Below are 22,479 nucleotides of genomic sequence, written 5' to 3'. Positions count from 1 at the left end.
CGGTTTTCGAAATTTCGCAGGGAAAAAGAGAGGAGATGTGGCGTTGATCACCCGGGGTCGGCGCAAAATACCTCGCCCGGGTTACAGGGGAAACGCTGTACTTACGCGGCCGGGCGTGCGATCACGCTGCGGGTTTCCATACGGACTTCCGCGATGGTGACATCAATGACATCGGTAACTTTATAGGCCACTTCACCTTTGATCTGCACGGTGCCGTTTTCCTGGCTGCAAACCATCTCGTCACGCACGGCGTGCAGGAACGGTGCCGGAATAAAGGCAACCGCGCCGTTATCAACCAGACGTACGCGCATCCCGCCACGGCTGACGTCGATAATCTCGGCGGCAAAACGTGTCTCAGTACCCGCCTGCGGGCTGAGGTAGCGTGCGTACAGCCAATCAGCGACATCGCGTTCAGCCATACGGTTCAGACGACGACGTTCGGCCATCTGTACGGTGATATCATCTTGCGGACGTGCAGCGGTTTCGCCTTTGATGATGGCTTTCAGCAGACGATGGTTGACCATGTCACCGTATTTACGGATAGGCGAGGTCCAGGTTGCGTAAGCTTCCAGACCTAAGCCAAAGTGCGGGCCCGGCTCGACGCTGATTTCGGCAAACGACTGGAAACGACGAATACGACTGTCGAGGAATCCGGTTGGTTGAGCATCCAGTTCGCGACGAAGTTTACAGAAACCATCCAGCGTCAGGACTTCAACCGGATCAACGTGAACGTCATGGTTTTTCAGTAACGCAGCCAGCGCTTCGGTGTTGTCTGGCGCGAAGCCCGTGTGCACGTTATAAATGCCAAAACCGAGCTTATCACGCAGCACGCGTGCGGCGCAGATGTTGGCGGCGATCATGGACTCTTCCACGATGCGGTTAGCAATGCGACGTGGTTCGGCAACAATGTCCAGCACTTCGCCTTTCTCGCCCAGCACGAAGCGGTAGTCCGGACGGTCTTTAAACACCAGCGCATGAGTTTTACGCCATTCGCTACGTAGCTTGCAGACACGTTCCAGCAGCGTAATCTGATGCGCAATTGCGTCACTTGGTGGCTGCCAGTTGCCGCTGTTTTCCAGCCAGCCCGAGACGTCGTCGTAGGCCAGTTTGGCTTTGGACTCAATGTTGGCGGCGAAGAATTCGATATTGTCTTCAATCGTACCGTCAGCAGACAGAGTCATACGACAAGCGAGTACCGGGCGAACTACGTTGGCACGCAGAGAGCACAGGTCGTCTGACAGTTCGCGCGGCAGCATTGGAATGTTGAAGCCCGGCAGATAGTTGGTGAAGGAACGAATTTTGGCTGCATCATCGAGCTTGCTGCCTTCGACGATCCACGCGGTAGGATCCGCAATCGCCACGGTCAGCAGCAGTTTGCCGTCGGTTGATTCTTCAACAAACAGCGCATCGTCCATATCTTCGGTGCTGGCGCTATCGATGGTGACAAAATCAAGCGCGGTAAGATCGCGACGCTCAATGCCTTCGTCCTGCATCTCGGTCGCCACGCCGTCTGGCGCTTCTTTTTCAAGATTATGACGGGCGAGGGTGACCCACCATGGCACGAAGTGATCGTCACCATAGGTGATGAATTTGGTCAGTTCGGCGTAGAACGTCCGATCGCCTTTCAGCGGATGACGGCGCATTTGCGCAACGGCCCAGTCACCCTCTTTAAAATCGTGCGTGACATCGCGGTCAGCGCGGCAAGGAATTGCATCCTTAAGCAGAGGATGATCGGGCACGATAGACAGCCTGTCATCTTTGCGATGGACTCTGCCAACAAAACGGGTCAGGAACGGTTCAACCAGTTCTTCTGGCTCAGCGCTCTCTTTTTCTTTTTCAGAATGGATTACGGCAATAATGCGGTCGCCGTGCATCACTTTTTTCATCTGCGGCGGCGGAATAAAGTAGCTTTTTTGTGCATCGACTTCGAGGAAACCGAAACCTTTTTCCGTGGCTTTAACGACCCCTTCTGCACGTGGCGTTTGGGAATGAAGTTGCTGTTTTAGCTGCGCGAGCAGCGGGTTATCCTGAAGCATAATGTTCTATTTTCGTGGCCAAAAGAGCGGCTGACATTGTTACGCGAATCGAGGGGTGGCAGCAAGCGCTGTTTCACCCTTTTACGTAACTTGTTGCCCGCAACCGAGCGCGATGCGCAGTCGATTTAGCCAGCCGCTTAACGCGCTCCAGGCCAGTAAAGTCACCGCATCCGGCGTTGATAATCCGTGCTCCATCAGCGGCGCAAGCTGTGCGGCGCTAAAGCGGTCTGGTGCGCGGGTCAGCAGCTGTGTTGCCTGAGCCACCACACGCTCGCAGGGATAGTGATGGCTCCAGGCTTGCAGCGCGCGTTCGCCGTTGCGTACGGCTTCTGGCAGACCGCTCGCGCCTTGCCACTGAGTACTGTAGTAATTAAAACAGCTAACACTTCCATTTATCCGCGCTGGGATAAGCGAAGACAGCGGCTGCAGTGGGTGAGCAAAGGAGAGAGTGTCGATAAGTTCACCCAGGCCGTTTAACAGCGCGTCTTCCTGTGCCAGCACCGGGGCGAGCGCCTCAAGTTCAGGGATGTGTTGCCAGCGATTCAACGCTTCGCCCTGAGGCGTATTCGCCTGATGGGGCTCAATGCCGTTGAGATCGGTACGCCAGTGCGATCCGTCATGGCTAAAGAGCTCCGCGTCCGCATCTTCCTGCACCGGCATACCGGGGATCCAGCGCACCGGGAAACCCAGATGTGCCTGGAATAGGGCGATAATACGCGCCTGAAAACCGACAAAGCCAACGACCTGATTAATCGTAATAATATCGTGCAGAGTCAGCCCAACATCATCAAGCTGCTGGCGAGCGCGTGGCGTGATAATTGACGGCGAGCTTGCCAACTGACGAGCATACTGGGTGATTTGTGCCAGTCGGTGATTGCTCTCGCGCGAAGAGTCCGGGCCGGGCAGTGGCGCCAGTCGAGCAGCATAGTGATTACATAAACGCTGTACGCCTGAAACCTGCGCGACCGTTAACGCCGTGCTGAGTCTGTCATATGCGCTGAAGGTGTGCAGTCGATTGGTGGGGACGGTATTAGGGAACAGCGTGTTAGCCAGCCGTCGCGCGGCACGCAACCACGTCTGGCTCGCGCTCAGCAGTGCATCAGGCAATGTCAGATCCAGTAAAAATCGGTCGTCTACGTACGCGGCCTCGGGAACCAGCGGCATCACATCGCTATGTTGAGTTCTCGACTGGGTTTCGTGATACCAGTGGTTTTTGCCGGAAACCTGGCGTGGCTCCATGGGTGTTCCTTGATTTGAAGGTGGCGAGCCAGCCGCTTCAAAAGTGATGTTGCCGGATCGTTATAAGTAAGTATCCTGGCGCATGCGTGACGAGGGAGAAAATATTGTTCGGTGATAATTAATAACTTACAGGAATAACAAGGGGGGAAGGTGAGTGAGACTGGGGAGGCATAAGTGCCACTCCCGGGGGCGGCGTAAACGCCTCGCACGGGCTACAGGACAGATGTGTATCCCGGGTGCGACGTAAATGCCTTGGCCGGGCTACAGGTTAGGTAGCCCGGCCAAGCGCAGCGCCGCCGGGAATCACTCTGCTCCATGCATCTTTAATTCCAGCTCGTTCATCGCCGCAATGCTGAAACCGCCGTCAACGTGCACAATCTCACCGGTAATACCGGCGGACAGATTGGAGCACAAGAAAGCCGCGGAATTGCCCACATCTTCAATCGTCACCGTGCGACGGATTGGCGTCACCGCTTCGCAATGCGCGAGCATTTTGCGGAAATCTTTGATACCGGAGGCGGCCAGCGTACGGATCGGGCCCGCAGAGATGGCGTTTACGCGGATCCCTTCCGGGCCCATCGCATTCGCCATATATCGCACGTTTGCTTCCAAAGAGGCTTTTGCCAGACCCATGACGTTGTAGTTAGGGATGGCGCGCTCTGCGCCCAGGTAAGACAGGGTCAACAGGGCAGAGTCTGGGTTTAGCATACTGCGACAGGATTTTGCCATGGCGACAAAACTATAGGCGCTAATGTCGTGGGCGATTTTAAAGCCTTCGCGCGTCACGGCATTCACATAATCGCCGTCTAACTGATCGGCTGGAGCAAAACCAATTGAGTGCACGAAACCGTCAAATTTCGGCCAGACTTTGGCTAAGTCGATAAACAGAGATTCAATGCTAGCATCTTCAGCCACATCGCATGGTAGGACAAGGCTGGAGTCCAGCGCGGCGGCAAACTCTTCCACGCGGCCTTTCAACTTGTCGTTCTGATAGGTGAACGCCAGTTCAGCGCCTTCACGGTGCATCGCCTGAGCGATACCGTAGGCGATAGACAATTTGCTGGCCACGCCAGTAATCAGAATGCGTTTACCGGAAAGAAAACCCATCGCTATTCATCCTTCTCGTCATGGTTATGGCGGCCTGCCAAAACGCAGGCCTGCGTAAAACGTGATTGATCAGCGGTCTTTACGCCAGGCATCGGCGGTGAGGGCTTCACCAAAGTGGCCTGCAATCAAACGTTTGGTTAAATCGTGCAGCGGGGAGGCCAGAACATCGGCGGTACTGCCGCGTTCCACCACTTCACCCTGATGCATCACCAGCACCTGGTCACTGATATGTTTCATCATCCCTAAATGCTGTGTGACATAGATATACGAGATACCTTGTTTCTCTTGTAACTCCAGCATCAGGTTAACGAGTTGCGAACGCATCGACATATCCAGCGAGGCCAAAGCCTCATCACAGATAATCACTTTAGGGCGTAAAATCAGCGCGCGCGCCAGCCCCAGACGCTGTTTCTGCCCCGGTGCCAGCATATGCGGATAATAACTCACGTGATCCGGCAGCAGGCCGACCAGACGCAGCGTGTCGATAATTTGTTTGCGCCGGTCTTCCGCTTCAAGGTCGGTATTCAAGCGCAGCGGGAAATCGAGGATCTGCGAAATACGTTGGCGCGGGTTTAGCGAGGTACTCGGGTCCTGAAAGATCATGCGGATACGCTGGCTACGGAACGAGTAATCGCCATACTCCAGCGGATGGTCGTCAATCAGCAGCTCGCCGGTGGTGGGTTCCACCATCCCCGCCAGCATTTTCGCCAGCGTAGATTTACCCGAACCATTTTCACCAATAATCGCCAGCGTCTGTTTTTCGCGCAGGGTAAAGCTCAGCGGTTTTACCGCCTGCAATGTTTGCCGATGGAACCATCCGGTGCGGTAGCGAAAGGTCTTACTCAGATTGCGGACTTCAAGCAAGGTTTCGACCATGTCACTCTTTCTCCATATTGAGCGGGAAATGACAGGCGAACAGGTGATTCTTCGCTCCCGTCAGGCGCGGGGTTTCAATACATTTTCGCTGGGCGTAAGGGCAACGGGGCCCCAAACGACAGCCCATTGGCAGTTGCTCCAGCAGCGGGATTGCGCCGGAGAGGGTATTCAGGCGACTTTTATGCGGCATTGAACGGCCAAAATCAGGGATCGCGCGAATTAATGCCTGGGTATATGGATGATGCGGCACAGACACCAGCTCTTCGCTGAGAGCGCTCTCTACCGTCTGCCCACAATACATCACGTTAATTTTGTCAGCCCAATGGGTCAGCATCTGCAAATCATGAGAAATCAGCAGGATGGTGGTGTTGTTGTTCTGGTTAAGACCGGTCAACAGACGGAAAATCTGCGCCTGCGTGGTCGGTTCCATGGCGTTGGTCGGCTCATCGGCTATCAACAGACGCGGCTGATTGGCGATGGCGATGGCGATCATCACTTTCTGACACTCACCCTCGGTCAGCTCATACGGAAAGCTGCGCATCGCGTCTTTATGATCTTTAATGCCGACTCGGTGCAAAAGCTCGATGGCCCGACGCTTACGCCAGCCAAATCGCTGCCACCAGCGGCCTTTGAAGGTCCAACCAGGGATGTTCTGCATGAGCTGTTCACCGACACGTTCGGACGGATCAAGACACGACTGAGGCTCCTGGAAAATCATCGACACGTTGTGTCCGACCAGGCGGCGGCGCTCGCGATTAGACAGGCGCAGCAGGTCGATATCGTCAAAACGCATACGGTCAGCGGTGACGCGCCAGTTATCTTTGGTGACGCCACAAATCGCTTTCGCAATCAGGCTTTTGCCTGAGCCGGATTCACCGACCAGACCACGAATCTCGCCTTCGGCCAGCGTCATGCTAACGCGGTCAACGGCCTTCACCCAGCCTTCGCTGGTCTTAAACTCGATGGTTAAGTTGCGAATATCCAGTAACGGCATTATTCCACTCCCGCGTTAATGGCACGACGAATACCGTCGCCCAGCAGGTTAACCAGCAGGACGCTCACCATAATGGCCGCGCCCGGTAACATGACGGTCCACGGTGCCACATAAATTAATTCCAGCGCATCGCCCAGCATTGCTCCCCATTCCGGCGACGGTAACTGCGCGCCCAAATCGAGAAAACCCAGCGCAGCGATATCAAGAATGGCCATCGACAAGGCGCGAGTGATCTCAGTCACCAGCCCGGCGGCGATATTAGGCAGAATAGCGAACCACAGAATGTTTAAGGTGGTTGCGCCGTCGAGACGGGCGGCAATGACATAGTCCCGCTCAAGCTCATCGTGAACCATGCTGTAGATCGAGCGCACCATACGTGGCAGAAGAGCCAACCAAACGGCAAACATCGCATGAGACAGATGTGGTCCGGCAAACGCCACCACGATAATCGCCAGCAGCAGTGACGGAATCGACAACAGAGTATCGAGGATATGGTTGAGCATCGCTGAACGCAGGCCGCGAGTGGAACCCGCGAATGCACCCAGCACCAGACCAAATACGCTCGCTGCCAGAGTGACGACAAATGCGCCACCGACGGTCGGCGCTGCGCCGCTTAGCAGGCGGCTTAACACATCGCGTCCTAAATCATCGGTACCGAGGAAGAAGGAGACTTCACCGTAACGTGACCACGACGGCGGCAGCAGTTGATAACCGAGGAACTGTTGATCGATGCCGTACGGGGAGAACCATGCACCGAACACGCACAGCAGCACCAGCCCGATACAACCATAAAAACCGACCATTGCGACGGTGTCGCCGTAGAATTTACGCCACACGGTTCGCAGAGCACCTGGCGGGCGCTTCTCGAGGTAGACGCTATCGTAAGGCATACCATTCCTTATGTTTCAGCGGGTTAGCCATCGCACCCAAAATATCGGAGATCACATTAATAATAATCACCAGGGCACCAATCACCATCACGCCCGCCGATATTGCGGCGTAGTCTTGCTGACGAATGGCGTTAATCATCCAACGCCCCAGCCCCGGCCAGTTAAAGACCATTTCAGTGATCATCGCCAGCGTCAGCATGGTGGAAAATTGCAGCCCAAGGCGAGGGATGACCGGCGGCAGTGCGTTGTGCAGGACGTGACGACGCAATATGGTCAGCCGCGAAACCCCGCGAGTGGCGGCGGCTTTTACGTAGTTAGTGTCATAAATGGCGATCGTACTGATACGCATCAGGCGCACCACTTCGGTGGTTGGCGCGACGGCCAGCGTCAGCACCGGCAACACGATATGGCGCAGGGCGCTTATGATCATCTCATGACGCCACGGCGAGTCAGACAGCCAGGCGTCAATGAGCGCAAAGCCGGTCACGTTTTTGACTTCATACAGTAAATCAAAGCGCCCGGAAACCGGGAGCCAGCCGAGCGTCAGTGAGAAGAACAGCGTCAGCAGCAGTGCCAGCCAAAACACCGGAATTGAGAAGCCGAGAAGGGCAAAGAAGCTAATGACCTTATCCTGCCACTTATTGTTGGTGATCCCCGCCAGCATACCGACCGGAATGCCGACTAACAGCGCCAGACCAAAAGCGAGGATGCACAGCTCCATGGTGGCTGGAAAGACCTGGCGAAGCTGTTCTGAAATCGGCTGACCATTAATGCTTGAAACACCAAAATCCCAGTGCATGACGCTGTCAAACCAGAATGCCCACGCATTCCAAAGCGAGGCACCCTGTAACGGCGCGTGCGGGGTAAAGTAGCTTAGGCAAAAACCCACCACCGTCAGAAAAAAGAGGGTGACCATCAGCAGTAACAAGCGACGAAGGGTGAAAATAATCATGGCTTCTGCACCTTGTTCTCTTCTTTTTCCCGTGATACCCCGGCGAATGACGTGTTGCCAAATGGGCTCAACACCAGCCCCTTCATATCGTAACGATATGCCTGCAAACGCAGCGAAGAGGCCAACGGCAGGATCGGCAGTTCACGTGCCAGGATCTGCTGGGCTTCATCGTAGGCATCAATGCGTGAGGCCAGTTGCTGCGAGTCCAGCGCCTTTCTTAATACGTCATCAAATTCGCGATTACACCAGTGCGCAAAGTTGGTCTGTGAGTTAATCGCAGCACAGCTGAGTAATGGCCGGAAGAAGCTGTCCGGGTCGTTACTGTCGGTGGCCCAGCCGGAGAGCGTCAGATCGTGGTTCATGTCCATTAACCGCGCTTCCTGGAAGCGACCTTCGACCGGCACAATAATCACTTTCACGCCAATCTGCGCCATATCCGCCTGGATAAGCTCGGCGGTTTTCAGTGGGCTCGGGTTCCAGGCTTGAGAACTGGTTGGCACCCAAAGACGCAACGTGAGCTTGCTGAGCCCCAGTTCCTGTAACCGGCGGCGGGCTTCTTTCGGATTGTATTCAGTAATTTTAGCTTCGTTATCGTATGCCCAGGAGGCGCGAGGCAAAATAGAGGCGGCGGTCTCCGCAGTACCGTAATAAATCGACTGCATGAGACGTTGGTTATTGATAGCCAAAGACAACGCATGACGGACTTCGGGATTATTTAACGGCGGCTTATCGGTATTAAATGCCAGATAAGCGATGTTCATTCCAGGACGCAGCGTCAGACGCAGACGCGGATCGTCGCGCAGAATAGTCAGCTGGCTGGCCGCAGGCCAGGCAAGAACGTCACATTCACCGGTGAGGAGTTTCGATAAACGCCCGGTGCCGCCGGAACCCAAATCGACCACCACTTGTGGCATCAGCGGGGTGCCGCGCCAGAATTTCTCGTGACGCTGCAGGCGGATGTACTGCCCGGACTGGTATTCGTCAAGCTGGAACGGCCCGGTGCCTACCGGCTGACGGTCGAGCAATTCCTGGTGATCTTCTTTCGCCAGCTTGTCGGCATATTCGGCTGACATTACTGAAGCATAGTGCGTTGCCAGATGCCAAAGGAACGACGCATCCGGACGGGTCAGACGAAATTCAACCGTGTGGCTATCAAGTTTGCGTACGCTCTGAACGCTATCGGCAAATTGCAGACTGTCAAAATACGGGAACGCGCCACCGTTGACGTTGTGCCAGGGGTGATTGCGGTCGAAAATGCGCTCAAAAGTGAATACCACATCGTCAGCATTTAAGGCGCGCGTCGGCGTAAACCAGCGGGTGGTCTGGAACTTCACGTTATTGCGCAGGTGGAAGCGGTAGGTTGCGCCGTTGTCCAGTACCTCCCAGCTTTCTGCCAGCTCTGGCACCAGACGATAGGTATACGGGTCGACGTCGAGCAGGCGGTCATAAAGCTGAGCCGCCAGGGTATCGACAATCAGCCCGCTGCCCGCTTTCTGCGGGTTAAAAGTATTGACCTGCCCACTAACACAGTAGACAAAGCCGCTGTCGCGAATGTCGGCACGGGGTGGGGCGAGCGGTTGCGGTGCGGCAAAGGCCTGACCGCAAAGTAACCCCAGCGCCGCCAGAAATGATGACAAGTTCAGGCGCATAGTTTCGTTATATTTTCGATTGATCTGCAAAGTGTATCGCACTTACGGCTATCAGGTACAAATGTCTGCGGCCAACCGCTGTAAAAGTCATCAATTCAGTGGGGTTAACTCATATAAAACCAGTCCATTGCTCTCCAGAGCATCAAGTACCTGCCAGTTTTCCGTCATATCGACTTCCCGGACGCTAAGAGCGGGGCGCGTTGTGTGGGCCAGCCATGTCCAGGTCTCTTCGTCTGGGCCGCTGCTACTTTCAATCGCCTCCAGACGGGGAAATATCGCGCCGTGATGCTGGTCAAACTGGAGGCGTTTTATTTTCCAGCGTCCGCGTAACCCGACAAGTTCGAGCGGACAAGACTGACGAAAACGCTGAATAAAGGTCTCTTCGCTGGAAAGCCATGGGTTGAATACCACCGGATTACGCAACAGCAACTGATAACGTCCGCGATGGTGGAGCAGTAAGGTCTGCTTATCGTTGACCACCACGTCCCCTTTTAAGCGCTGCCAGAACCACAGCACCCAGTAAATTGGCCGGGGCAATTCGTGGTGGTAAAGCAAGGCCAAGCTTGTGGTATCAAAGGTGCCGTTACTGCGGGCCTCGCCCTGTAGGCTTGAGTTCAACCAGAAACCGGTCAGCGCAACCTGATCGGCCACGCCCAAAAGCGTATTGATGAGCAGCGCGCCGCGGAAAAAATCCCCGTTAGTGCGGCGAGTGCTACCGGTCAGGGTGTTCCACGACAGCAACCAAACAGGCAGTGAAAGATGGTGTTGACGCAGTGCGCGCTGGATCTGACCCACTTTCTCGACCGGGTAATCCTCCGTCGCCGCCAGCCGAACGCGGTCAAGCGGCTGCGTCTGCAGGCATTCATTGGCATTCGCGGAGCAGGCCAGAAAATCGGCCTCTTTGAGCGGTGCAGATTGAAAAATAGGATCGTCTGCCGTTGCCTCAAGCGACGCGGAGAACCGATGCCAGATGCCCAGCAACGAATCGGGCGACGCGCCATGAATAATGGCTTTTTGCTGATGCCAGATTTTCTCCCGCGAAGCAACGCTTGCCTGCGGCGACCAATGCCAGACAAAGTGCCAGCTTGCGAGCGTTGCGGCGGGAAAGTGCTGAGCGCTCAGCCGCAAAAATTGCCGCAGCAGATCCGGGCGAGTCGTCATGCTGGTGTGCAGTAAAACCCGCCAGCCCATTCGAGCAAGATAGGTGAACACCTGTTGCAGCGGATACCAACAGGCGCACTCAGTGGTAAGTGGAGAATCCCAACCTTCGCTAAACAATCGGCTGCTTAAGAAGGGCTCGTGAATATCAATTCCGTCGATAGGGATCTGCGCATGCAGCGCTTCCAGAGAACGGCGCACGTCATAGCGCAGCAAATCGTCAATTTCACGCAAGGTGATGACCACGGGGATTTGACGCAACGCGGTGCGGCGGCGCAAGGGTTGGTGCAAGGCGATTTCCCGCAGCGGCGAACAGTGCAGGGGCTGAGAAGGTTCCTCCCAATCGAGTTTTTCAGCACGATTAAGCAGCGTGTAGAGAATTTCAGCGGATACCGGGTGGCGATCATCAGAAATAGGTTCAGGATGGCGGGTGCGTTTTCCTGCGGTTGCGGGACGCAAGCGGTACTGGCGAGGCGTCATACCATGACGGCGCTTGAATAGATCGCTCATCACACGTGCGCTGGCAAAGCCCTGTTCCTGCGCAATACGTTGCAGGGAATGCGTGCTGCCGAGCAACTGCTCTTCCGCTTTTTTTAAACGCAGCGCCGTAATGTATTGCATAAAACTCACGCCGACTTCTTTGTGAAACAGCCGGGAAAGCCACGCTTCCGAAACCCGCTCCGCACGAGCTATTTCCGCAAGCGATACCCGCTCGTGGTACCGGGACTCGATGCGCGTTACCACCTGACGGATCCGCTGACTCCAATCTGCGTCGCTATACGGCACGCTCTGTGTCGAAGGGTGTTGGAAATGTGTTGCCAGCAGCAATGCCATTTCACCGAGCCAGCGGTTAGCTTCCAGTCGTGACTGCGTTTCATGGTTTAGCAGGTGAGTGACCAGCAGTTGACGCATCAGCGCCCGCAGTTTTCCGTCATGTGCCAGCCCGTGAGATGAGGGCGGGGCCACTCGATAGTCAAATGCAAAAAAGTGGGCATCCAGTCGGGTTAACCAATGACTCGCAATGCGCAATATCATGACCGTGTTGGCCTGCGCGCTGTGCAGGTGCTCACGCTGGCCTGGGTTAATGATAGCGACATCACCTTCCGACAGAACCGCCGTGCTCTCGGAGGTTTGCAACTCTACGTGCCCCTGCAATAACCACAGCAGCGTCAGACGCTGCGGTTCCTCCAGCGTCAGATGACGAATATCGCTCACTTCTATGGCGAAGTCGTTGGCGTGCTGCGTCATGGTGGTACGTCCCCTATAGACAAAAAACAACAGGTGATTTTTGTCATAACCAAACAGTATGGAAAATAGTCACTTCATTATTCGTCAATATAAAACAAAAATCTGCATTTTAAAGCCAGGTGGGCGACATAAACTCGACGTTATCACTGTGAAGCAATAAAGGGATAACAAAAATGACACATCCTATCGTTGAAGCATTACAGACCCAGGAAGCGCGTTTTACCGCACTCCGTCGCCAGTTTCATCAGCAGCCGGAAATCGGTTTTGAGGAACATCGCACCAGTCAGCAGGTGGCGACGTTGCTCAAAGAGTGGGGATATGAGGTCGATTATGGCCTGGCGGGAACCGGTGTGGTGGCGACGCTCAAAGTGGGCGACGGCAAGAAAAGGTTGGGGCTTCGTGCTGATATGGATGCATTGCCGATGCAAGAGAATAGCGGTAAAGCGTGGGCCAGCCAAACCGATGGCCGCTTCCACGGCTGCGGCCATGATGGTCACACGACAACGCTGCTGTATGCCGCGGAATATCTGGCGCGAACCCGACAGTTTAACGGCACGCTACACCTGATTTTTCAACCGGCAGAAGAGTTGCTGTACGGCGGTCGGGTGATGCTGGAAGACGGCTTGTTTGATAAATTTCCCTGCGACCAGATTTTTGGCCTGCACAATATGCCGGGGCAAAAACTTGGCCGAATTGGCCTGCGTGATGGCGCGATGATGGCCTCTTCGGACACGCTACACATTGAGGTCCAGGGCGTAGGTGGACATGGCGCGGTACCGGAGCATACGGTCGATGCAACCGTTGTGGCTTGTCATATCACGCTGGCGCTACAAACTATTGTCTCGCGCAATATCAGCCCGTTCGACCCGGCAGTGGTCACCGTGGGCAGCATTCAGGCGGGTCATGCGCCGAATATCATTAACGACAAAGTGCTGATGAAGTTGACGGTGCGCACGCTCAATGAGCAGGTTCGTCAAACCGTACTACAACGCATTCATGCTATCGCGATATCCCAGGCCGAAAGCTTCAACGCGAGCGCCACGCTCACCCATGTCAACGGTAGCCCGGTGTTGAAAAACGACCCTCTCGCCAATGCGATGGTGCGCCAGGTCGCGACGACATTATTTGGCGAAGAGGCGGTAGGTACCGTTTCACCGTTTATGGGCAGCGAAGATTTCGCCTTTATGCTCGAGAAAAATCCACAAGGCGCCTACTTCACCATCGGGGCGGGCGATGAGCCGGACCGCTGCATGGTACATAACCCGGGTTACGATTTTAACGACAAAATCCTGCTCACCGGTGCCGCGTTGTGGTGTGGCCTCACCGAACACTATCTGCGCGCCTAGCGCCATGTGAAAGAGGGCGAACCATGAGTAGCGTTTCGATAAATGCCGCGCCGTACGTCGGCACCGACCGCCTGCTAGCGGGAATTGTATTAAGCGTCCTGACCTTCTGGCTATTTGCCCAGTCGGTGATTAACGTCGTGCCGGTCGTCAAAAGCAGTATTGATATCTCGCTTGAAACGCTCACGCTTGCCGTCAGTCTGAGCGCGCTGTTCAGCGGTTGTTTTGTCGTCGTGAGCGGCGGGTTGGCGGATAAATTTGGCCGCGTTCGTCTAACAACCATTGGTCTGATGTTAAGCATGGTTGGCAGCGCGATGCTGGTGGTTTCGCAAGGTCCGGTGCTGTTTCTGGCGGGACGGGTGATACAGGGGCTTTCTGCTGCCTGTATTATGCCCGCAACGCTTGCCTTGATTAAAACCTGGTATGCCGGCAAAGCGCGTCAGCGGGCCGTCAGTTTCTGGGTCATTGGCTCATGGGGCGGCAGCGGTTTGTGCTCCTTTGTGGGCGGTGCTATTGCGACCGGGCTGGGATGGCGATGGATTTTTGTCTTTTCTATCGTGACTGCGTTAGCGGCACTGATGTTGATTCGCACCACCCCGGAAAGCCGCAGTGAAACGGCGGGACAGCATAAACTGGACGTCAGCGGGTTGCTCAGTCTGGTGGTGGCGCTGGTGCTGTTCAATCTGTTTATCTCGAAAGGCCATCATTGGGGATGGACCAGTCCGTTAGCACTGACCCTGTTACTGGGGGCGGTGGTCGCGGTTCTCCTTTTCCTGCGTACGGAAATGCGTAAAAAGGACGCCGCGCTGATTGACTTTGCGCTGTTTAAAAATCGTGCCTATGGTGCAGCGGTGCTGTCTAATTTTATGCTCAATGGCGCAATCGGCACCATGATGATCACCAGTATCTGGCTTCAGCAAGGACGTCATCTGAGCCCCTTCCAGACGGGAATGATGACGCTGGGGTATCTGGTCACCGTGCTGCTGATGATTCGGGTTGGTGAAAAGTTGCTGCAACGCTATGGCGCTCGATTGCCGATGATGGGCGGGCCACTGATTGCGATGGTGGGGATATTCCTGATCTCCTGCACCTTCCTCGACACCGGTGTCTACATCATCACGGTGTTCTTCAGCAACGTGCTGTTCGGTTTGGGGCTAGGATGTTACGCCACGCCATCAACGGATACCGCCGTAACCAATGCGCCGGAAAACAAGGTGGGAGTGGCTTCAGGCGTCTATAAGATGGGCAGTTCGCTGGGCGGTGCGTTTGGTCTGGCCATTACCGCCTCGCTATACGCTCTGTTCTTGCCGAAAGGGATGGCGACGGCGGCACAGTACGCGCTGTGGTTTAACTGTGCCTTATGTCTGGGAGCGATGCTGGTCAGCGCCGTTATGCTGCCAAAGACGCGTTAAAGCTGATGCTTTTTCAATAGCGCGCGTAGCTGATGATAGGTGAGGCCCAGCAGTTCCGCCGCCTGTTTTTGATTGAACCTGGCCTGTTGCAGACTTTGCTGTAACAGGTCTTTTTCCTGTGATAGCTGGAACTGACGAAGATCAAGCGGCAGCGCCACGCTTTCATTTGTCGGCTGGGGTTCGCGCGTGATTTGGCGATGGAAGGGATCGATAACAATTTCGTCGAGCGGGATTTCACTGCTGCCATGGCGATACACCGAACGTTCCACCACATTTTTCAGTTCACGAATATTCCCCGGCCAGCGGTAATGTAAGAGCGTCTCGCGGGCGCGCTCGGTGAAACCGGGAAACAGCGGCAGCTTTAGCTCCCGGCACATCTGAATGGCAAAGTGATCCGCCATCAACATAATGTCGCTTTGGCGCTCGCGCAGCGGCGGCAACAGCACGACATCGAACGCCAGACGATCCAGTAAATCGGCACGGAAGGTGCCATCGTCGACTAACTGCGGCAAATCGGCATTGGTGGCGCACACCAGGCGCACGTTAACCTGCAACGGCTGGCTGCCGCCGACGCGCTCAAGTTCACCGTACTCAATCACGCGTAACAACTTTTCCTGCACCAGCATTGGCGCGGTCGCCAGCTCATCAAGAAAGAGGGTGCCGCCATCTGCGCGCTCAAAACGTCCCGGATGGCGCTTTTGCGCGCCGGTAAACGCGCCGGCTTCATGGCCGAACAGTTCGGTATCGAGCAAATTTTCATTGAGCGCCGCACAGTTAAGCGAGATAAACGGCCCTTGCCAGCACGAAGACAAGTAGTGCAGACGGTTGGCGATAAGCTCCTTGCCGGTACCGCGCTCACCGATGATCAACACCGGTTTACTCAAAGGGGCCAGCCGTGAAACCTGCTCAAGCACCTCGAGAAAGCGGTTCGCTTCGCCGAGAAGGTTATCTTTGTAATCTGCCATGATGAAATTCGCCACTAGTTGGTGTAATTCGCCATTTCACTGTAGGTGTTAACCGAGTGAAATTCAATCACTTCTTTGATAATCAATAAGATAAAAAGTTGGCATGGAACTTGTAATAGTCTCTACGCAGGGCTTAGCCCGAAACACAGAACTATGAGGATTGAATTATGGGTATTTTTTCTCGTTTTGCCGACATCGTGAACGCTAACATCAACTCACTGCTGGAAAAAGCGGAAGACCCGCAAAAGCTGGTGCGTCTGATGATCCAGGAAATGGAAGATACGCTGGTTGAAGTCCGCTCTACTTCCGCACGTGCGCTGGCGGAAAAGAAAGAACTGAGCCGTCGCGTTGAGAAAGCACTGGCACAGCAGCATGAGTGGCAGGAGAAAGCTGAACTGGCGCTGCGTAAGGATAAAGAGGATCTGGCGCGTGCGGCGCTGATTGAAAAACAGAAGCTGACCGACGTTATTGCCACCCTTGAGCATGAAGTGACGCTGGTGGATGAAACGCTGTCTCGCATGAAAAAAGAAATTGGCGAGCTGGAAAATAAACTCAGCGAAACCCGTGCGCGTCAGCAGTCATTGGCTCTGCGTCATCAAGCGGCGAGTTCTTCCCGCGATGTGCGTCGCCAACTGGACAGCGGTAAACTGGATGAAGCGATGGCACGTTTCGAATCCTTTGAGCGTCGCATTGACCATATGGAAGCCGAAGCAGAAAGCCACGGTTTTGGTAAACAACCGTCGTTGGACCAGCAGTTTGCCGAACTGAAAGCTGATGATGAAATTAGCGATCAGCTGGCCGCGTTGAAAGCCAAAATGAAGCAAGACAACGAATAATAAATCCGGCGGTACGTAGAGTACCGCTGCTCATAAATCATAAGGAGTATCTATGAGCGCGCTTTTTCTTGGCATTCCCCTGACGTTGTTTGTGCTGTTTGTGTTGCCGATTTGGCTGTGGCTGCATTACAGCAACCGTTCCCGCTCGGGTGAACTCTCCCAGGGTGAAAAGCAGCGGTTGATGCAATTAACCGATGACGCAAAACGGATGCGCGAGCGTATTCAGGCGCTGGAAGCCATTCTTGATGCAGAGCATCCGAACTGGAGGGACAAATAATGGCCGCATGGGATTTCAATAAAAAGCTCTGGCGTATTCCGCAGCAAGGTATGGTGAAAGGGGTGTGCGCCGGGATTGCGCAGTACCTTGACGTGCCGGTGAAGCTGGTGCGCATTATTACCGTTCTGGCGATGATCTTTGGTCTCTTTTTCTTTGTGGTGGTCGCCTACATTATTCTGACGTTTGCCTTAGACCCGATGCCGGAAGGGGCGAACTATAATGAACACCAACCGTCCAACCGTGATTTGCTGGATGCGGTAGATGCCGAATTGGCCGCTGGGGAACAGCGTCTGCGCGAGATGGAACGCTATGTGACATCGGATGTTTTCAGCTTGCGCAGCCGGTTCCGTCAACTCTGAGTAAGAGGTTAATGATGAACAATAAATGGCAGCGAGCAGGGCAGAAAGTGAAACCGGGTCTGAAAATCGTCGGCAAGTTAGCGCTGCTGACTGCGTTACGCTACGGCCCGGCAGGCGTTGCCGGGTGGGCGATTAAGTCTGTTGCTCGCCGCCCGCTGAAAATGGTCCTGGCGGTGGTGCTGGAACCGCTGTTGTCGCGCCTCGCCAAACGGTATTTCCCCATGGCAAAATAAACTCTGGCGTTGACAGGAGTATGTAATAAGCAATGAAGCGACTTAAAACTGAATTCAATGCGCTGGTCAACCGTAGCGTTGACCGGCATCTTCGTATTGCCGTGACCGGCTTAAGCCGCAGCGGCAAAACCGCTTTTATCACCGGTATGGTCAATCAACTGCTGAATATTCACACCGGTGCGCGTTTGCCGCTACTGAGTGCGGTCAGAGATGAGCGTCTGCTGGGGGTGAAACGTATTCCTCAGCGCGATCTCGGTGTTCCCCGTTTTACCTACGATGAAGGACTGGTGCAGCTTTACGGGCAGCCGCCAATGTGGCCTACGCCGACCCGAGGCGTGAGCGAAATCCGCCTCGCGTTGCGCTATAAATCCAACGACTCTCTGCTACGCCATTTTAAAGAAACCTCCACGTTGTACCTGGAGATTGTCGATTATCCCGGCGAGTGGTTGCTCGACCTGCCGATGTTAACCCAGGATTATTTAAGCTGGTCGCGGCAGATGACCGGGCTGTTGAACGGCCAGCGCGCCGAGTGGTCGGCAAAATGGCGGCAGCTCTGTGAAGGGCTGGATCCGCTGGCGCCCGCCGACGAAAACCGTCTAGCCGAGATTGCGCAGGCCTGGACCGACTATTTACATCAGTGCAAACAGCAAGGGCTGCATTTTATTCAGCCGGGGCGTTTTGTGCTGCCCGGCGAGCTTGCCGGTGCGCCTGCGCTCCAGTTCTTCCCATGGCCGGACGTGGACGGTGTCGGCGAAACTAAGCTGGCGCAGGCGAGCAAAAGCACCAATGCCGGTATGCTGCGCGAACGGTTTAATTACTACTGCGAGAAAGTGGTCAAAGGATTCTATAAAGATCACTTCCTGCACTTCGACCGGCAGATTGTGCTGGTCGATTGTTTACAGCCGCTCAACAGCGGCCCACAGGCGTTTAACGATATGCGCCTGGCGCTGACGCAACTGATGCACAGCTTCCACTACGGGCAGCGCACGCTGTTTCGTCGACTCTTTTCCCCGGTTATCGACAAACTGCTGTTTGCTGCCACCAAGGCCGATCATGTGACGGTCGATCAGCATGGCAATATGGTGTCGTTATTGCAGCAGTTAATTCAGGACGCCTGGCAGAATGCGGCTTTTGAAGGCATCACCATGGACTGTCTGGGACTCGCGTCGGTGCAGGCAACGCAAAGCGGATTGATTGAAGTTAACGGCGAGAAAATCCCGGCACTGCGTGGTCACCGTTTAAGCGATGGTGAGCCATTGACCGTTTATCCCGGCGAAGTACCGGCACGTCTGCCGGGGCAAGCGTTCTGGGATAAGCAGGGCTTTCAGTTTGAGAATTTCCGTCCGCAATCCATGGACGTTGACCAGCCGTTGCCGCATATCCGTCTGGATGCCGCGCTGGAGTTTTTGATAGGAGATAAACTGCGATGAGTGATTCTTTTAAACCACGGATTGATTTTGCAGGCCCTCTCGAAGAGGCCAAACTCGAACAGTTTAAAACCTCGCAGGCGTTTGACGGCGAGGCGGCAGAGAAATTCGCGCCGGTGAGCCTTGATGAAGCCGAAAACGAAGGGCAAGCCGAGGCCAGTATTGAAGCTGCGCTGCGTCCAAAACGTAGCCTATGGCGTAAAATGGTCGGTGCGGGTCTTGGGTTGTTTGGTCTTAGCGTCGTTGCTCAAGGCGTGCAGTGGACGGCAAATGCCTGGCAGACTCAGGATTGGGTGTCGCTGGGCGGTTGCGTGGCGGGTGCGCTGATTATTGGGGCCGGTGTTGGATCGGTTGCCACCGAATGGCGCAGACTGTGGCGTTTACGTCAGCGGGCACAAGAGCGTGATGAAGCGCGCACTTTGATGCACAGCCATGGCGTGGGCCAGGGGCGAGCGTTCTGTGAGGGATTAGCCCGCCAGGCCGGGTTGGATCAATCGCATCCGGCGCTTCAGCGCTGGTACGCGGCGATTCATGAAACTCAGAGCGACCGGGAGGTGGTGAGTCTGTATGCCCACCTGGTGCAGCCGGTGCTGGACGCCCAGGCGCGGCGAGAAATTAGCCGCTCTGCGGCAGAATCGACTTTGATGATTGCCGTTAGCCCGCTGGCGCTGGTGGACATGGCCTTTATCGCCTGGCGTAACCTGCGCCTGATTAACCGCATTGCAAACCTGTACGGTATTGAGCTGGGCTATTACAGCCGACTGCGCCTGTTCCGTCTGGTGTTGATCAACATCGCCTTTGCCGGTGCCACGGAATTGGTGCGTGAAATCGGTATGGACTGGATGTCGCAGGATCTTGCCGCGCGCCTGTCCACCCGTGCGGCACAAGGCATCGGTGCCGGGTTGCTCACGGCGCGCCTGGGGATTAAAGCTATGGAACTGTGTCGCCCGTTACCGTGGCTGGATAACGATAAACCCCGTTTAGGCGATTTCCGCCGTGAACTGATTGGGCAGTTGAAAGAGACACTGCAGAAAGGTAAATCAGCGGCGCAATAAATTAATCGTGCAGATTGCCGGATGGCGGCTTTGCCTTATCCGGCCTACACCAATGAGTAGCCCGGCCAAGCGAAGCGCCGCCGGGACTGCTCCGTTGTCGCTACTTCGCATTTTATGCTCTCAAACGTATATCTTTACAGCAAACCCGCTGTTTTTCCGCCATACTGTCAATAATTGTTGACAGTCATCTTCCCGCCAGCGAAGAACTGTCTTATTATTCATACGTCTTTGGCTTTTAAGGGTGAAAACTCCCATGCGTCTTGAAGTCTTTTGTGAAGACCGTCTCGGTCTGACACGTGAACTGCTCGATTTACTGGTACTGCGCGGCATTGACCTGCGCGGTATCGATATCGACCCTGTTGGCCGAATCTATCTTAATTTCGCGGAGCTGGAATTCACCAGCTTCAGCAGCCTGATGGCAGAAATCCGCCGTATCGACGGAGTGACGGATGTCCGCACCGTACCGTGGATGCCTTCTGAACGCGAGCATCTGGCGCTAAGCGCCCTGCTGGAAGCGATGCCGGAGCCGGTGCTGTCGCTGGACACGCGCAGTAAAATTGAACGCGCTAATCCGGCAAGTTGCCAGCTTTTTGGCATGAGCCAGGAGAAGATGCGCAATCATAACGTCACGCAGCTGATAAGCGGGTTTAACTTTCCGCGTTGGCTGGAAAGTGATGATGTTGAATCTATTGCCGAACACGTGGTGATTCAGGGGCAGAATTTCCTGCTGGAAGCCACGCCGGTCTATCTGAACGGCGAAAATGATACCCGTATTCTTGGCGGGGCGGTGATCATGCTGCGCTCGACGCTACGAATGGGTCGCCAGCTGCAAACCATGACGACGCAGGACGTTAGCGCATTCAGCCAGATTGTTGCCGTCAGCCCACGCATGCGTCAGGTGGTGGAACAGTCGCGTAAACTGGCCCTGCTGACCGCGCCGTTACTGATTGTCGGTGAAACGGGGACCGGGAAAGATCTGCTGGCACATGCTTGCCACCTTGCCAGCCCAAGGGCGGCGAAACCGTATCTGGCGTTGAACTGTGGTTCGATTCCGGAAGATGCGGTGGAGAGCGAACTGTTTGGCGATGCAGCAGAAGGCAAGAAAGGCTTCTTTGAGCAGGCTAACGGCGGTTCGGTGCTGCTGGATGAAATCGGTGAAATGTCGCCGCGTATGCAGACTAAACTGCTGCGCTTCCTCAATGACGGCACTTTCCGCCGCGTGGGCGAAGATCATGAAGTGCATGTTGATGTCCGTGTTATCTGCGCGACGCAAAAAAATCTCGTCGAGCTGGTGCAAAAAGGGTTGTTCCGTGAAGACCTCTACTATCGCCTCAACGTATTGACGCTCAATCTGCCGCCGCTGCGCGATCGTCCACAGGACATCATGCCGCTGACGGAATTGTTTGTTGCCCGCTTTGCCGATGAGCAAGGTATTTCGCGCCCGAAACTCTCAAGCGATCTCAACACCGTATTAACGCGCTACGGCTGGCCTGGCAACGTGCGCCAATTGAAAAATGCGGTCTATCGCGCGCTGACTCAGCTTGAAGGGTACGAACTGCGTCCGCAGGACGTGCTGTTGCCGGATAACGATGTGACCAGTGCCGCGGTGGGTGAAGAGGCAATGGAAGGTTCACTGGACGAGATCACGCGCCGCTTTGAGCGCTCGGTGTTGGCCCAGCTTTATCACAGTTATCCAAGTACGCGTAAATTGGCGAAACGCCTTGGCGTCTCGCATACCGCGATTGCGAATAAATTACGTGAATATAGCCTGAGCAATAAGAAGGGCGAAGAGTGATAAAAAAACAGCCTCTGAAAAGAGGCTGTTTTTGTTTGGCGGTCAGGCGATTACGCTTTCAGCGCTGCCAGTGCCGCATCGTAGTCTGGCTCGTTGGTGATTTCGTTCACCAGCTCGCTGTACACCACGTTGTCGTTTTCATCGACAACTACAACAGCACGAGCTGCCAGGCCTTTCAGACCGCCGTCAGCGATACCGACGCCGTAGGTCTGCAGGAACTCAGGGGCGCGCAGGGTGGACAGCGTAACCACGTTGCTCAGGCCTTCAGCGCCGCAGAAGCGGGACTGGGCAAACGGCAGGTCAGCGGAGATACACAGAACAACGGTGTTCTCCAGTTCGCTTGCCAGCTGGTTGAATTTACGCACAGATGCGGCGCAAACGCCGGTATCGATGCTTGGGAAAATGTTTAACACTTTACGTTTGCCAGCGAACTGACCTAGGGTGACGTCAGACAGATCTTTTGCCACCAGCGTAAACGGTTGAGCTTTATCGCCCGCCTTTGGGATAGAACCTTGAACGGCAACAGGGTTGCCCTGGAAATGTACGGTTTGCGACATGATTATCTTCCTGTTTACATATAGTTAACGTCTGCCCTAGTGTATGACATCAGGTGTTAACACGGCAAACC

The 22,479-nt window shown here is 55.0% G+C and carries 20 protein-coding genes; 9 read left to right on the top strand and 11 right to left on the bottom strand.

Annotated elements, in window-relative coordinates:
* Nucleotides 1-101: 101 nt before the first annotated feature.
* From U0026_RS12945 to U0026_RS12905, 9 genes are all read right to left on the bottom strand, one after another.
* Nucleotides 102-2,036: an exoribonuclease II gene (locus U0026_RS12945; protein ID WP_062777699.1), complete on the bottom strand. Its 1,935-nt coding sequence runs from the start codon at nucleotides 2,034-2,036 to the stop codon at nucleotides 102-104.
* A gap of 81 nt (nucleotides 2,037-2,117) precedes the next feature.
* Entirely contained in the window at nucleotides 2,118-3,275 is a 1,158-nt protein-coding gene (locus U0026_RS12940) for a carboxymuconolactone decarboxylase family protein (protein ID WP_062777698.1), read from the bottom strand.
* A gap of 303 nt (nucleotides 3,276-3,578) precedes the next feature.
* Entirely contained in the window at nucleotides 3,579-4,382 is an 804-nt protein-coding gene (gene fabI, locus U0026_RS12935) for an enoyl-ACP reductase FabI (protein WP_062777696.1), read from the bottom strand.
* A 69-nt stretch (nucleotides 4,383-4,451) separates the two neighbouring features.
* Nucleotides 4,452-5,258: a putrescine export ABC transporter ATP-binding protein SapF gene (sapF, locus tag U0026_RS12930; RefSeq protein WP_062777695.1), complete on the bottom strand. Its 807-nt coding sequence runs from the start codon at nucleotides 5,256-5,258 to the stop codon at nucleotides 4,452-4,454.
* 1 nt (nucleotide 5,259) lies between these two features.
* Nucleotides 5,260-6,252, bottom strand: coding sequence for a putrescine export ABC transporter ATP-binding protein SapD (gene sapD, locus U0026_RS12925; RefSeq protein WP_062777693.1), 993 nt, complete (start codon nucleotides 6,250-6,252; stop codon nucleotides 5,260-5,262).
* Nucleotides 6,252-7,142: a putrescine export ABC transporter permease SapC gene (sapC, locus tag U0026_RS12920; protein WP_062777691.1), complete on the bottom strand. Its 891-nt coding sequence runs from the start codon at nucleotides 7,140-7,142 to the stop codon at nucleotides 6,252-6,254. The genes sapD and sapC overlap by 1 nt, the downstream gene beginning before the upstream one ends.
* On the bottom strand, nucleotides 7,129-8,094 hold the full coding sequence (sapB, locus tag U0026_RS12915) for a putrescine export ABC transporter permease SapB (protein ID WP_062777689.1): 966 nt from the start codon (nucleotides 8,092-8,094) through the stop codon (nucleotides 7,129-7,131). The genes sapC and sapB overlap by 14 nt, the downstream gene beginning before the upstream one ends.
* Nucleotides 8,091-9,743 (bottom strand): ABC transporter substrate-binding protein SapA, encoded by a 1,653-nt coding sequence (sapA, locus tag U0026_RS12910; RefSeq protein ID WP_062777687.1) that lies wholly within the window; start codon nucleotides 9,741-9,743, stop codon nucleotides 8,091-8,093. The genes sapB and sapA overlap by 4 nt, the downstream gene beginning before the upstream one ends.
* Nucleotides 9,744-9,833: 90 nt before the next feature.
* Nucleotides 9,834-12,149 carry a helix-turn-helix domain-containing protein gene (locus tag U0026_RS12905; RefSeq protein WP_062777685.1) on the bottom strand — a complete coding sequence of 772 codons (2,316 nt, stop codon included), beginning with the start codon at nucleotides 12,147-12,149 and terminating at the stop codon, nucleotides 9,834-9,836.
* Nucleotides 12,150-12,322: 173 nt separating this feature from the next.
* Here U0026_RS12905 and U0026_RS12900 point away from each other — a divergent pair, with 173 nt between their 5' ends.
* Together U0026_RS12900 and U0026_RS12895 are read left to right on the top strand one after the other, a co-directional pair.
* Entirely contained in the window at nucleotides 12,323-13,495 is a 1,173-nt protein-coding gene (locus tag U0026_RS12900; protein ID WP_062777683.1) for a M20 aminoacylase family protein, read from the top strand.
* Between the two features lie 23 nt (nucleotides 13,496-13,518).
* Nucleotides 13,519-14,904 (top strand): MFS transporter, encoded by a 1,386-nt coding sequence (locus U0026_RS12895; RefSeq protein WP_062777682.1) that lies wholly within the window; start codon nucleotides 13,519-13,521, stop codon nucleotides 14,902-14,904.
* Here the strand turns inward: U0026_RS12895 and pspF are convergent.
* Nucleotides 14,901-15,884: a phage shock protein operon transcriptional activator gene (pspF, locus tag U0026_RS12890; RefSeq protein WP_164717400.1), complete on the bottom strand. Its 984-nt coding sequence runs from the start codon at nucleotides 15,882-15,884 to the stop codon at nucleotides 14,901-14,903. The genes U0026_RS12895 and pspF overlap by 4 nt on opposite strands.
* A 152-nt stretch (nucleotides 15,885-16,036) precedes the next feature.
* Between pspF and pspA the strand changes: the two genes are divergently transcribed.
* The 7 genes from pspA to tyrR all read left to right on the top strand — a co-directional run bounded on the left by pspA (nucleotide 16,037) and on the right by tyrR (nucleotide 21,851).
* Nucleotides 16,037-16,705, top strand: coding sequence for a phage shock protein PspA (pspA, locus tag U0026_RS12885; protein WP_062777678.1), 669 nt, complete (start codon nucleotides 16,037-16,039; stop codon nucleotides 16,703-16,705).
* Nucleotides 16,706-16,757: 52 nt separating this feature from the next.
* Nucleotides 16,758-16,982 (top strand): envelope stress response membrane protein PspB, encoded by a 225-nt coding sequence (gene pspB / locus U0026_RS12880; protein ID WP_062777676.1) that lies wholly within the window; start codon nucleotides 16,758-16,760, stop codon nucleotides 16,980-16,982.
* Entirely contained in the window at nucleotides 16,982-17,341 is a 360-nt protein-coding gene (pspC, locus tag U0026_RS12875) for an envelope stress response membrane protein PspC (RefSeq protein WP_062777674.1), read from the top strand. The genes pspB and pspC overlap by 1 nt, the downstream gene beginning before the upstream one ends.
* 14 nt (nucleotides 17,342-17,355) lie before the next feature.
* Nucleotides 17,356-17,574, top strand: coding sequence for a phage shock protein PspD (gene pspD / locus U0026_RS12870; RefSeq protein ID WP_062777672.1), 219 nt, complete (start codon nucleotides 17,356-17,358; stop codon nucleotides 17,572-17,574).
* Nucleotides 17,575-17,606: 32 nt separating this feature from the next.
* The gene (locus U0026_RS12865) at nucleotides 17,607-19,004 is read left to right on the top strand and encodes a YcjX family GTP-binding protein (protein WP_062777670.1); all 1,398 of its coding nucleotides are present in this window, start codon (nucleotides 17,607-17,609) and stop codon (nucleotides 19,002-19,004) included.
* Nucleotides 19,001-20,056, top strand: a complete 1,056-nt coding sequence (locus tag U0026_RS12860; RefSeq protein WP_062777668.1) for a YcjF family protein — start codon at nucleotides 19,001-19,003, stop codon at nucleotides 20,054-20,056. Before U0026_RS12865 ends, U0026_RS12860 begins: the two co-directional genes overlap by 4 nt.
* A gap of 253 nt (nucleotides 20,057-20,309) precedes the next feature.
* On the top strand, nucleotides 20,310-21,851 hold the full coding sequence (gene tyrR, locus U0026_RS12855; RefSeq protein WP_062777667.1) for a transcriptional regulator TyrR: 1,542 nt from the start codon (nucleotides 20,310-20,312) through the stop codon (nucleotides 21,849-21,851).
* Nucleotides 21,852-21,901: 50 nt separating this feature from the next.
* Here the strand turns inward: tyrR and tpx are convergent, their stop codons facing one another.
* The gene (gene tpx, locus U0026_RS12850; RefSeq protein ID WP_062777665.1) at nucleotides 21,902-22,408 is read right to left on the bottom strand and encodes a thiol peroxidase; all 507 of its coding nucleotides are present in this window, start codon (nucleotides 22,406-22,408) and stop codon (nucleotides 21,902-21,904) included.
* Between the last annotated feature and the right edge of the window lie 71 nt (nucleotides 22,409-22,479).

It is taken from the genome of Kluyvera intermedia, from assembly GCF_034424175.1.
In the GTDB taxonomy this organism is placed as follows: domain Bacteria; phylum Pseudomonadota; class Gammaproteobacteria; order Enterobacterales; family Enterobacteriaceae; genus Kluyvera; species Kluyvera intermedia.
This window is presented reverse-complemented; position numbering and strand designations above follow the sequence as displayed.

Bases quoted from the DNA above. Each gene is read 5' to 3' on its own strand.
- U0026_RS12945 (WP_062777699.1), bottom strand. From the start codon at position 2,036: ATGCTTCAGGATAACCCGCTGCTCGCGCAGCTAAAACAGCAACTTCAT.
- U0026_RS12940 (WP_062777698.1), bottom strand. From the start codon at position 3,275: ATGGAGCCACGCCAGGTTTCCGGCAAAAACCACTGGTATCACGAAACC.
- fabI (WP_062777696.1), bottom strand. From the start codon at position 4,382: ATGGGTTTTCTTTCCGGTAAACGCATTCTGATTACTGGCGTGGCCAGC.
- sapF (WP_062777695.1), bottom strand. From the start codon at position 5,258: ATGGTCGAAACCTTGCTTGAAGTCCGCAATCTGAGTAAGACCTTTCGC.
- sapD (WP_062777693.1), bottom strand. From the start codon at position 6,252: ATGCCGTTACTGGATATTCGCAACTTAACCATCGAGTTTAAGACCAGC.
- sapC (WP_062777691.1), bottom strand. From the start codon at position 7,142: ATGCCTTACGATAGCGTCTACCTCGAGAAGCGCCCGCCAGGTGCTCTG.
- sapB (WP_062777689.1), bottom strand. From the start codon at position 8,094: ATGATTATTTTCACCCTTCGTCGCTTGTTACTGCTGATGGTCACCCTC.
- sapA (WP_062777687.1), bottom strand. From the start codon at position 9,743: ATGCGCCTGAACTTGTCATCATTTCTGGCGGCGCTGGGGTTACTTTGC.
- U0026_RS12905 (WP_062777685.1), bottom strand. From the start codon at position 12,149: ATGACGCAGCACGCCAACGACTTCGCCATAGAAGTGAGCGATATTCGT.
- U0026_RS12900 (WP_062777683.1), top strand. From the start codon at position 12,323: ATGACACATCCTATCGTTGAAGCATTACAGACCCAGGAAGCGCGTTTT.
- U0026_RS12895 (WP_062777682.1), top strand. From the start codon at position 13,519: ATGAGTAGCGTTTCGATAAATGCCGCGCCGTACGTCGGCACCGACCGC.
- pspA (WP_062777678.1), top strand. From the start codon at position 16,037: ATGGGTATTTTTTCTCGTTTTGCCGACATCGTGAACGCTAACATCAAC.
- pspB (WP_062777676.1), top strand. From the start codon at position 16,758: ATGAGCGCGCTTTTTCTTGGCATTCCCCTGACGTTGTTTGTGCTGTTT.
- pspC (WP_062777674.1), top strand. From the start codon at position 16,982: ATGGCCGCATGGGATTTCAATAAAAAGCTCTGGCGTATTCCGCAGCAA.
- pspD (WP_062777672.1), top strand. From the start codon at position 17,356: ATGAACAATAAATGGCAGCGAGCAGGGCAGAAAGTGAAACCGGGTCTG.
- U0026_RS12865 (WP_062777670.1), top strand. From the start codon at position 17,607: ATGAAGCGACTTAAAACTGAATTCAATGCGCTGGTCAACCGTAGCGTT.
- U0026_RS12860 (WP_062777668.1), top strand. From the start codon at position 19,001: ATGAGTGATTCTTTTAAACCACGGATTGATTTTGCAGGCCCTCTCGAA.
- tyrR (WP_062777667.1), top strand. From the start codon at position 20,310: ATGCGTCTTGAAGTCTTTTGTGAAGACCGTCTCGGTCTGACACGTGAA.
- tpx (WP_062777665.1), bottom strand. From the start codon at position 22,408: ATGTCGCAAACCGTACATTTCCAGGGCAACCCTGTTGCCGTTCAAGGT.